The 8,988-nt window shown below is 71.6% G+C and carries 8 protein-coding genes and 1 pseudogene; 3 read left to right on the plus strand and 6 right to left on the minus strand.

Translation table 11 applies throughout. The features are described 5' to 3' along the window. Window positions 1-708, minus strand: a 708-nt coding sequence (locus AOK00_RS30250) for a uridine kinase family protein (RefSeq protein ID WP_107097493.1), incomplete at its 3' end; no start/stop codon positions are given. Between the two features lie 60 nt (window positions 709-768). Here AOK00_RS30250 and AOK00_RS30255 point away from each other — a divergent pair. Then, the gene (locus tag AOK00_RS30255) at window positions 769-1,167 is read left to right on the plus strand and encodes a hypothetical protein (protein ID WP_055603407.1); all 399 of its coding nucleotides are present in this window, start codon (window positions 769-771) and stop codon (window positions 1,165-1,167) included. Here the strand turns inward: AOK00_RS30255 and AOK00_RS30260 are convergent. Together AOK00_RS30260 and AOK00_RS30265 are read right to left on the minus strand one after the other, a co-directional pair. Then, on the minus strand, window positions 1,100-2,623 hold the full coding sequence (locus tag AOK00_RS30260; RefSeq protein WP_055603408.1) for an MDR family MFS transporter: 1,524 nt from the start codon (window positions 2,621-2,623) through the stop codon (window positions 1,100-1,102). The genes AOK00_RS30255 and AOK00_RS30260 overlap by 68 nt on opposite strands. 3 nt (window positions 2,624-2,626) lie before the next feature. Next, on the minus strand, window positions 2,627-3,217 hold the full coding sequence (locus AOK00_RS30265) for an NADPH-dependent FMN reductase (RefSeq protein ID WP_055603414.1): 591 nt from the start codon (window positions 3,215-3,217) through the stop codon (window positions 2,627-2,629). 125 nt (window positions 3,218-3,342) lie between these two features. Here AOK00_RS30265 and AOK00_RS30270 point away from each other — a divergent pair, with 125 nt between their 5' ends. Next, window positions 3,343-4,077, plus strand: a complete 735-nt coding sequence (locus tag AOK00_RS30270) for a TetR/AcrR family transcriptional regulator (protein ID WP_055603409.1) — start codon at window positions 3,343-3,345, stop codon at window positions 4,075-4,077. Window positions 4,078-4,138: 61 nt separating this feature from the next. Here AOK00_RS30270 and AOK00_RS30275 read toward each other — a convergent pair whose 3' ends face one another. The 3 genes from AOK00_RS30275 to deoC are packed head-to-tail and all read right to left on the minus strand — an operon-like array spanning window position 4,139 to window position 7,429. Further along, window positions 4,139-5,035: an aldehyde dehydrogenase family protein gene (locus AOK00_RS30275; protein WP_055603410.1), complete on the minus strand. Its 897-nt coding sequence runs from the start codon at window positions 5,033-5,035 to the stop codon at window positions 4,139-4,141. After that, window positions 5,028-6,464 carry an aldehyde dehydrogenase family protein gene (locus tag AOK00_RS30280; RefSeq protein ID WP_055603411.1) on the minus strand — a complete coding sequence of 479 codons (1,437 nt, stop codon included), beginning with the start codon at window positions 6,462-6,464 and terminating at the stop codon, window positions 5,028-5,030. Before AOK00_RS30280 ends, AOK00_RS30275 begins: the two co-directional genes overlap by 8 nt. Window positions 6,465-6,469: 5 nt before the next feature. Next, the gene (gene deoC / locus AOK00_RS30285; protein ID WP_055603412.1) at window positions 6,470-7,429 is read right to left on the minus strand and encodes a deoxyribose-phosphate aldolase; all 960 of its coding nucleotides are present in this window, start codon (window positions 7,427-7,429) and stop codon (window positions 6,470-6,472) included. 275 nt (window positions 7,430-7,704) lie between these two features. Between deoC and AOK00_RS30290 the strand changes: the two are divergent. Next, a pseudogene (locus tag AOK00_RS30290) lies at window positions 7,705-8,988 on the plus strand (hypothetical protein); the annotation flags it as partial.

Raw genomic sequence — 8,988 nt, forward strand, 5'->3', positions numbered from 1 at the left:
GGGCCGCCTGGCAGCGGCGGCCGCGGGCGTGCGGTGGCGGCCCGCCGCCGCCGCTGCCAGGCGGCCCAGGGCCTCCGGCTTGGCGCAGGGGTGGGCGCCCAGTTCGGACTGGCGGGCGACGATCGCGCGCTCCGCGCGCATCAGACGCCAGCCGCGGCGCAGCAGGAACGGGACCGACTTGCGGCCCTCGCGCAGGTCGCGGGCGAGCCGGCGGCGGAAGGTCGTCGAGGGGCGGCCGCGCAGGCAGAGCGCGTCGGCGAGGACGTCGAGCTCACGGCAGCGGGCCACGATCTCGGCCGCGAAGATCCCCTCCGCCACGAACAGCGGCGTCCGCCCGATGTCCAGCCGCTCGCGGTCCACCCGGGAGCTGGTGGCGAGGTCGTACACGGGGACGTCGGTGCGCCCCGTACGGCACAGTTCGACGATGGCGGCGACGGCCGTGTCCGCGTCCCAGGACCCCGGGGAGTCCCAGTCGATGTCCGAGCTGCCCTCGACAAGAGGGAGGGTCGGGTCGTCGGCCTCCTTGTAGAAGTCGTCGAGGCGCAGGACCGGGAGACCGGTGACGGCGGCGAGGGACGACTTGCCGGAGCCTGAGGGGCCCGCGAGCAGGACGACACGGGTCGGGATCGGTTGGGAACTCACGGGACACCAGTGTGAAGCATTCCCCCGTGCAGGGGACCCCCGAGGAAGCCCGTTGGTATCGAGCATCACACCTCAACTACTGTCGGTGTCCGATCGATTACCCATGGAATGCTCGGAAGGATCCTCATGGCGCGTCACGCAGAACCCCGGAGTCCCCGTCGCAGCGCCCTGCTCGCGGCAGGCCTCACCGTCACGGCGGCGGGCGCGGCGGTGCTCGGCGCCGGTGCGTCGGCGCAGGCCGTGGCCCCGGTGCCGCTGCCCGTCGACTCGCTCACCAGGACGGACGCCGCCGCGGCCGGCGCGGGTGCGCTGTCCGGTGTCACCCACGGGATCGGCCCGCTGACCCGGCTCCAGCTCGACCCGCTGGCCAACACCGGTGTCGACCCGCTCGACAACGGCCTCGGCACCCAGGTCGCCGACTTCAAGCCGGTGGGCACCGACCTGGTGACCGACCACGTCACGAAGGGCGGGGCAGTGGCCGATCTGCCGGTGGCCGGTCCGCTGACGCGGGGGCTTCTTCCGTAACGGAACCGGTCCCGGCCCGCAGCGGCGCGTCCCGTACGAGCCAGGCCACGGCGAAGGCCAGGGCGGCGAGCAGCGCCGTGCCGAGCAGCACCCCGTGCACCCCGCTCGTCACCGCGGCCCCCAGGCCCTCCCGTACCGGCTCCGGCAGCCGCAGGGCCTGCGCCGGGGTCAGGTGGGTGTCGGCCCCGTCGAGGCGCGCGGTGAACACCGCGCCGAGGACGGCCACGCCGAGCGAGCCGCCGAGCGTCCGCACGAGAGTGACGGTGCCGCTCGCCGCGCCCATGTCGCGCGGCTCGGCGCCGTACATCGTGACGAGCAGCGTGGCCTGCATGAGGAAGCCCATGCCCGCGCCGACGACCACGGTGAGCCCGGAGGCGACGGCGACGGGGGTGTCCACGTCGAGCAGCAGCAGGACGAGCGCGCCCGCCGTCATCAGCGCACCGCCGAGGATCGGGTACATCCGGTAGCGGCCGGTCCGGGCGATGATCCGGCCCGAGGCCAGCTGGGCGGCGACCATGGCGAGCATCAGCGGGAGCAGCAGCAGTCCGCTCGCCGTGGACGACTGTCCACGGGCGAACTGCAGGTACTGCGGAAGGTAGTTCAGGGCGGCGATCATGCCCGCGCCGACCAGGAGGCTCAGGATCTGTGCCAGGGTGAAGTTGCGGGTGCGGAAGAGCCGGGGCGGGATCACGGGCTCCTCGGCCCGCCGCTCCACCCTGACGAACCAGGCGAGAGCCACGACCGCGATCGTGCCCAGGGCCAGGATCCGCGGTGAGGTCCAGGCGTGGGCGGTGCCGGCCCAGCCGGCGAGCAGGGTCAGCGCCAGGACCCCGGTGGTCAGCAGCAGGGCTCCCGCCCAGTCGACGCGGGCCCGGACGCGCGGCGTCCGTACGCGCAGGTGGAGCGAGACGATCAGCAGGGCGGCGAGGCCGACGGGCAGGTTGACGTAGAAGGCCCAGCGCCAGTTCAGGTGGTCGGTGAGGAGGCCGCCGAGGAGCGGGCCGCCGGCGAAGGCCACCGGCAGCATCGCCCCCGTGATCCCCTGGACCCGGGCGCTGTCCTTCGGGGCGACCAGGGTGCCGATGAGCGCGAAGGCGCCGACCATCAGGCCGCCGGCGCCGACGCCCTGGAGGGCGCGGAAGGCGATGAGCTGCCCCATGCTCTGCGCGAGGCCGGAGAGGACCGACCCGGCGAGGAAGACACCGACGGCGGAGAGGTAGCTGCCCTTGCGGCCGTAGAGGTCGCCGAGCTTGCCCCAGAGCGGGGTGGCGACGGCGGCGGTGAGGAGATAGGCGGTGACGACCCAGGACAGCCTTTCCAGGCCGCCGAGTTCACCCGCGATGGTCGGGAGCGCGGTGCCGACGATCGTGCCGTCGAGCGTCGCGAGGACGATGCCGAGCATGAGCCCGGTGACGCCCAGGTAGGGGATGCGGGCATCCTGAGGAGGGGTCGTCATGGCTCAGGCCGCGTAGGGCTTGTGGGCGCGGGCGTCGCGAAGTGCCTCGCCCCACCAGGTGAGTTGGTCGAGCATCGCCTTGGCGGCGGTGTCGGCGGCGGGGTCGACGGCCCGGCCGTTCTCGTCGAACTGCCCCCAGACGCCCTGGAGTCCGACCGCCTCGCGGATGGTGACGGTGTGCAGCTCGGCGAAGACGCCGCGCAGGTGCTCGACGGCGCGCAGGCCGCCGGAGAAGCCGCCGTAGCCGACGAAGCCGACGGGCTTCGCGTGCCACTCCTGGTGGTGCCAGTCGATCGCGTTCTTCAGGGAGGCCGGGTAGCTGTGGTTGTACTCGGGGGTCACCACGACGAAGGCGTCGGCGGCGGCCAGGCGCGGTGACACCGCTGCGAGCAGGGCGCGGTCTTCGGCGCGCTCGGGGGCCTGGCCGAGGTGCGGGAAGACGGTCGGCAGCGGGGTCTCTGCCAGGTCGATCAGGTCGGTGGTCAGATCCGGACGGTCGGCGGCGTGGGCGAGCAGCCAGTTCGCGACGACGGGGCCGAGGCGGCCGTCGCGGGTCGAGCCCTGGATCACGGCGATGTGCAGCGGAGCGGTCACGGGGTCCCCCTGGACGGTGATGTGCGGCGTGGTGTGTACGGCGTATACCGATCGGTGTACAACGTACACGTCGGTGTGTACGGCGTCCACAAGGCATACGCTGTACGCGAGAGAAGGAGATCCGAGTGGCGAAGAAGGACGAGACGGACGACGTCTCGCTGTGGGAGCGCCTGGAGCGGCCCGCGGCGGCACCACGGGCGTCCCTCAGCGCGGGGAGGATCGCCGACGTCGCGATCGGCATCGCGGACCGCGAGGGATTCGCCGCCGTGACGATGCGGAAGGTCGCCGCCGAACTGGGCGTCGCGCCCATGGCCGCCTACCGGCACGTCAACGGCAAGGACGAGCTGTGGGCGCTCATGATCGACCGGGTGTCCGGCGAGCTGGCGCCGGGGGACGGGATCTCCGGCTGGCGGGAGACGCTCCGCGCGTACGCGCTGCGGACCCGGGAGATGATGCTGCGCCACCCCTGGCTGGCCCACATGCCCGCGCCGCTCTTCGCGCTCACCCCGACCCGGATGGCGGCGGCCGAGCGCCAGCTGGCCTCGCTCGACGGGCTCGGGCTCGACGTCGACACGATGATGGCCGCGTTCCGGGCGGTCAACGCGTACGTCCACGGGGCCACGCAGTCCGAGGCCGCGCTGCGCCAGTACATGGAGGAACAGGGCTGGCAGAGCGCCGACGAGACGCGGCGGGGGCTCGCCCCGCAGATGTCGTACCTGATGGAGACCGGGCGCTACCCGACCTACCGGCGCTACACCCGGGGGGCGGCGCGCAAGGACGACGCGGCCTGGCAGTTCGAGACGGGACTCGACTGCGTCCTCGACGGCGTGGCGGGGCTCGTCGAACGCGGCCGGGCATGACGACAGGCCCCCGGGAGATCCCGGGGGCCTGTCGCACCGAACCGGTGGGCCTGACGGACCGCTAGTACGAAGAGCCGCTCGCGCCCAGCGAACCCGTCGGGTGCCAGACCGTCTTCGTCTCCAGGAAAGCCGTCATGCGGTCCGTGCCCGGGGACTCCGCGAAGTCCTCCGTGCGCGGGCGCAGGACGCGCTTCAGGTTGTCCGCCGCCGCGATCTCCAGGTCGCGGGCCAGGTCGCCCTCGGTCGCGCCCGTCAGGTCGATCGCGTTGACGTCCTGGTGGGCCGCCAGGTGCGGGCCCATCTCCGCGGCCTTGCCGGAGAGGATGTTGACGACACCGCCCGGCAGGTCGGAGGTGGCGAGCACCTCGCCCAGGGAGAGCGCGGGGAGCGGGGACCTCTCCGAGGCGATGACGACCGCCGTGTTGCCCGTGGCGATGACCGGGGCGATCACCGAGACCAGGCCGAGGAACGACGAGTCCTGCGGGGCCACGACCGTGACGACACCGGTCGGCTCGGGCGTGGAGAGGTTGAAGTACGGGCCCGCGACCGGGTTCGCACCGCCCACGACCTGGGCGATCTTGTCCGTCCAGCCCGCGTACCAGACCCAGCGGTCGATCGCCGCGTCGACGACCACGGCGGCCTTCGACTTCGACAGGCCCTCCGCGTCCGCGACCTCGCGGACGAACTGGTCCCGGCGGCCCTCCAGCATCTCGGCGACGCGGTAGAGGATCTGGCCTCGGTTGTACGCGGTCGCGCCCGCCCAGCCGCCGAACGCCTTGCGGGCGGCGACGACCGCGTCACGGGCGTCCTTGCGGGAGGAGAGGGGAGCGTTCGCCAGCCACTTGCCCTTAAGGTCCGTCACCTCGTACACCCGGCCGCTCTCGGAACGGGGGAACTTGCCCCCGACGTACAGCTTGTAGGTCTTGAAGACGCTCAGCCGCGTCGCCGACTCAGACATCGAGGTAGGCCTCCAGACCGTGACGGCCGCCCTCGCGGCCGAAGCCCGACTCCTTGTATCCGCCGAACGGCGAGGTCGGGTCGAACTTGTTGAACGTGTTGGCCCAGACGACACCGGCGCGGAGCTTGTTGGCGACCGCCAGGATGCGGGAGCCCTTCTCCGACCAGATGCCGGCGGACAGGCCGTACTGGCTGTTGTTGGCCTTCGCGACGGCCTCGTCGGGCGTACGGAACGTCAGCACCGACAGCACCGGGCCGAAGATCTCGTCACGGGCCACCGTGTGCGCCTGCGTGACGTTCGTGAAGAGCGTCGGGGCGAACCAGTAACCGGCCTCGGGGAGGTCGCAGGCGGCGGTCCAGCGCTCGGCGCCCTCCGCCTCGCCCTGCTCCACCAGCGAGGTGATCCGCGCCAGCTGCTCCGAGGAGTTGATGGCGCCGATGTCGGTGTTCTTGTCCAGCGGGTCGCCGAGGCGGAGGGTGCTCAGGCGGCGCTTCAGACTGTCGAGCAGCTCGTCCTGGACCGACTCCTGGACGAGAAGGCGCGAGCCCGCGCAGCAGACCTGGCCCTGGTTGAAGAAGATGCCGTTGACGATTCCCTCGACGGCCTGGTCGATGGGGGCGTCGTCGAAGACGATGTTGGCGCCCTTGCCGCCCAGCTCCAGGGTGACCTTCTTGTCGGTGCCGGCGATCGAACGCGCGATGGCCTTGCCGACGGCGGTCGAACCGGTGAAGGCGACCTTGTTCACGTCCGGGTGCGCGACCAGCGCGGCGCCCGTATCCCCGTACCCGGGAAGGATGTTGACGACGCCCTTCGGCAGCCCGGCCTGGCGGCAGATGTCCGCGAAGAACAGGGCGGTCAGCGGGGTCGTCTCGGCCGGCTTCAGGACGACCGTGTTGCCGGTCGCGAGCGCCGGGGCGATCTTCCACGCCAGCATGAGCAGCGGGAAGTTCCACGGGATGACCTGGCCGGCCACGCCCAGCGGCTTCGGGTTCGCCCCGTAGCCCGCGTGGTCGAGCTTGTCGGCCCAGCCCGCGTAGTAGAAGAAGTGCGCGGCGACCAGCGGGAGGTCCGCGTCGCGCGTCTCCTTGATCGGCTTGCCGTTGTCCAGCGTCTCCAGGACGGCCAGCTCACGGCTGCGCTCCTGGATGATCCGGGCGATGCGGAACAGGTACTTGGCGCGCTCGGAGCCGGGCAGTGCCGACCACTTCTCGAACGCCTTGCGGGCCGCCTTCACCGCACGGTCGACGTCCTCGGTGCCGGCCTGGGCGATCTCGGAGAGGACCTCCTCGGTGGCCGGGGAGACGGTCTTGAAGACCTTGCCGTCGGCCGCCTCGACGAACTCGCCGTCGATGAAGAGGCCGTAGTGGGGGGCGATGTCGACGACGGACCGGGACTCGGGCGCCGGTGCGTACTCGAATGCAGATGCCATGTTGATCAGTCCACCGTCACGTAATCGGGGCCGGAGTAACGGCCGGTCGCCAGCTTCTGGCGCTGCATCAGCAGGTCGTTGAGCAGGCTGGAGGCGCCGAAGCGGAACCAGTGGTTGTCCAGCCAGTCCTCACCCACGGTCTCGTTGACGAGAACCAGGAACTTGATCGCTTCCTTGGTGTTGCGGATGCCGCCTGCCGGCTTCACACCGATCTGCACACCGGTCTGCGCGCGGAAGTCGCGCACGGCCTCCAGCATGAGCAGGGTGTTGGCCGGGGTGGCGTTGACCGCGACCTTGCCGGTCGAGGTCTTGATGAAGTCCGCGCCGGCCATCATGCCGAGCCAGGAGGCACGGCGGATGTTGTCGTACGTGGACAGCTCGCCGGTCTCGAAGATCACCTTGAGGCGGGCGCGGTCGCCGCACTCCGCCTTGATCGCGGCGATCTGCTCGAAGACCTGGAGGTAGTGGCCGGCGAGGAAGGCGCCACGGTCGATGACCATGTCGATCTCGTCGGCGCCCGCGGCGATGGCGTCCGCCGTGTCGGCGAGCTTCACGGGGAGTGCGGCGCGGCCGGCCGGGAAGGCGGTGGCGACCGAGGCGACCTTGACGCCGGAGCCCGTGAGGGCGGCCTTGGCGGTGGCCACCATGTCCGGGTAGACACAGACGGCGGCGGTCGTCGGGGTCGTGCGGTCGGTCGGATCGGGACGGACGGCCTTGGCGGCGAGCGCCCGGACCTTGCCCGGGGTGTCCGCGCCTTCGAGCGTCGTCAGGTCGATCATGGAAATGGCCAGGTCAATGGCGTACGCCTTGGACGTGGTCTTGATCGAGCGGGTGCCGAGGGACGCGGCGCGCGCCTCCAGGCCGACGGCGTCGACGCCGGGCAGCCCGTGGAGGAAGCGGCGCAGCGCACCGTCGGACGCGGTCACGTCGGCGAATGCGGATGCTGCGGATGCAGTGGTGGGCATGGTCACCAGTCGAGCATATCTACGCGCGTAGCGACCTGTACAGGGGACGGGCTTCGCAGAGCGCGAGGTCACAGACGGGCGGTCGGCGTGGTGGCGTGCGCCGGGGGCGGGGTGAGGCTTGTCACGGGCTCGTGACATGGAGTGGACAAGTCCTGAATACAAGATCAATAGATTTTCCTCCAGCAGCCGGCCAGACCTCGCCGAATCCCCGAACGGACTGAGAAAAAGCGGCATGCGACTCACTCGTCCACCTGCCTGATTCTCCAGGAGTCGTTATGCGCACCGCCCTTCGCACCGCCATCACCACCGCCCTCGTCGCCGGTGTCGCCCTCACCCCCGCCGTGGCGGCGGGCACCGCCTTCGCCGCCGACGGACCGGTCACCGCCGCGCCGGCGGCCACCTCGCCGGCGAAGTCCGGCGCGAGGTCCGCCGACGTCAAGCCGTCCGACGAGGTTCCGGCCGAGGCCGGCCCGGACGTCCCGGACGCGCTGGACACCGCGAAGGCCGGAAAGGACGCGAAGGGCGCGAAGGCCCCGAAGGCCGGGAACACCACGAAGACCCCGGAGGCCGGGACCACCGAGGCTTCCGCGAAGGGCACCCTCGTCCGTACCGAGACCCTCATGACCGGCACCGTCGCCAAGATCTACAAGGTCAGGGAGCAGAACCACCGCGCCGAGCTGTTCCGCGAGGGCCACCCGGTCGGCGTCCTGGAGGCGATCACCCGCTCCGCCGCCGGCCAGGACAACGGCGAGTTCTTCGTCCTCAACCCGGACGGCACCACCCACAACTGGACCGGCAACATCGCCGGCCCCAAGCCCGGCACCTACCGGCTGGCCGACGGGACCGTCCTCCAGCTCGACAAGAAGGACGGCCGCTTCGGGCTCCAGCTGATCGAGAACGGCAAGGGCCGCGGCTACACCTACGTGACCGGCGTCCGCACCGTCTGGACCTTCGGCAGGGCCGTCGTCGTCCTGGAGCAGGACGGTCGGTTCGCCGCGTACATCCCCGGTTCGTCGAAGCAGGGCGCCCCGCAGCCGGTCGCCACGGGCGGCACGCAGACCGAGCCGTCCACCGAGCCCACCACCGGAGGGTCCGTCGTCGTCCTCGGCGCGTGCACGGTCAGCCGGACCGTCGCCATCGGCGCTGGCACCAAGGCCGAGCTGTTCATGACCCGGCAGGGCCCGCTGGCCGAGTTCAGCACCGCCGACGACAACGGCAAGGACCAGGTCTTCGCGATGGTCGACCGCGCGCACCCGTCGCTGCCGGAGAGCGTCGGCATCGTCGGCCGGATCATCGACCCGAAGAGCGCCACGCCGTCGCTCTACACCCAGGTCGAGGGCGGCCCGGATGCCAAGGGCACCACGCACGCCTTCCCGAAGCTGCCGAAGGGCTGCACGTTCGAGACGGCCCCGGGCGGTACGTCGAACGGCACGGGCACCGGTACCGGCACGGGCACGGGCACGGGTACAGGTACGGGCGCCGGGATCACCACCAACACCGGTCAGACCTCCGTCATCCCGAAGGGCGCGGTCGCCGCCGGTGCCGAGCTCGGCACCGGC

It is taken from the genome of Streptomyces aureus (assembly GCF_001418135.1).
GTDB lineage: Bacteria > Actinomycetota > Actinomycetes > Streptomycetales > Streptomycetaceae > Streptomyces > Streptomyces aureus_A.